This window comes from Streptomyces cacaoi, from assembly GCF_006539165.1.
GTDB lineage: Bacteria > Actinomycetota > Actinomycetes > Streptomycetales > Streptomycetaceae > Streptomyces > Streptomyces cacaoi.
In genome coordinates, this window is the sequence record NZ_BJMM01000179.1 from 1 (window position 1) to 1,549 (window position 1,549).

At 76.7% G+C, this 1,549-nt stretch carries 1 pseudogene; it reads left to right on the forward strand.

Annotation, left to right across the window (positions count from 1 at the left end):
- Positions 1-1,549 (forward strand): annotated as a pseudogene (locus tag SCA03_RS35445) (hypothetical protein); the annotation flags it as partial.

The following is a 1,549-nucleotide window of genomic DNA, read 5'->3' on the forward strand; positions in this document are numbered from 1 at the left end:
CGATTCCCCGGGCGCGGGCGGCGGTGGTCGCACGGGCCGGGGCTACGACTACCCCGCGACGTCCAACAACCGTCCCGCGGGCAACGAGGAGGCCCCGGGCTCCGGCGCGCCGACACGGTCGGACCCGTTCGAGGGTTCGGGGCAGCGGCTGGGCGGCTCGCAGCAGAACCCGTACGGGACGGCGAAGCCGGGCAGCCCGGACGATTCCCCCGGCGCGGGCGGTGGCGGCGGTGGCCGCACGGGCCGCGGCCACGACTACCCGGCGACGGTCAACAACCGCCCGGCGGGCACCGAGGACGCTCCGGGCTCGGGCTCCGGCGGACAGGCGCCGCGCAACCCCTTCGAGGGCTCGGGGCAACGGCTGGGCGGTGAGCCGAAGAACCCGTACGGCACGCCCAAGCCGGGCAGCCCGGAGGAAGCACCGGGCTCGGGCGGCGGCGGAGACCGCACAGGGCGCGGCTACGACTACCCGGCGACCAGCGACAACCGTCCGCCCGGCACCGCGACGGGCGAGGAGACCCCCGCCGCACCCCGGCCCAACCCGATGGACAAGCCGGGGCACGCCGTCGGCGGCCCGATGAACGATCCGCACGGTGTCACCCAGCAGCCGCGCCCCACACCGGGCGGCCGGGGCGGCGGCCCCGCTCCGCAGCAGCCGCAGCAGCCGCCGCGGTCGGGTGCGGGGTACGACAGGCCGGCGACCATGGACGATCTGCCCGGCCAGGGCGGTCGCCTGGGCGGAGGCGGCTCCGGCCCGGGCAGCGGCAACGTGCGCTCCAACGACGGTGCCGGTAGCTCGACGTATGTGGAGAACCCCGCCGGTGGCGGCAAGGGGCCCGGTGGCGGTGCGCAGCGCGGCGGTTCCGGTGGCTCCTCGCAGGAGACGCCCCCGGCGCGGCAGGGTGAGGAGTCGCCCACGGGCTCGTCGTCGAAGTCGGATGAGGCGCCTGCCGGTTCGGGCTCGTCTCCGAAGCCGGGGCAGGACTCGCCGACGAGTTCGGGCTCGGGCTCGAAGCCGGGGGAGGAGTCGTCCACGGGGACGGGCACGGGTTCGTCCTCGAAGCCGGGCGGGACGTCGGCCGAGGAGACGGCTCCGGGGTCCGGTGCGCAGGGCGGTGGCGCGAGCGGTTCGGAGAAGGCTCCTCCGGCGGGGGAGACCTCGTCGGGGCCGGTGCGGCAGGAACCGGCCGAGGGCGCCGGGGAGTCGGGCGGCCCGGTGGGGGGTTCGGGCGCTCCGTCCGGGTCCGGTCAGCGGCTGGGCGGCCCGCAGAACAACCCGTACGGGACGAGTGAGCCCCGGCCGGCCACGACGGACTCCGGCTCCGGTGCCGGCACAGGCGGTGAGGGGTGGTGGAGTCGGTCGGGTCTGCCGGTGGGTGGTCCGCAGAACAATCCGCATGGGACGGCTGAGCCTGGTCCGGCCGGGTCGGGGTCTGGTGCCGGTTCCGGTGCGGGTGGTGAGGGTTGGTGGAGTCGGTCGGGTCTGCCGGTGGGCGGTCCGCAGAACGATCCGCACGGCTTCAGCCAGCCGCGTACGCCGCAGGGTGAG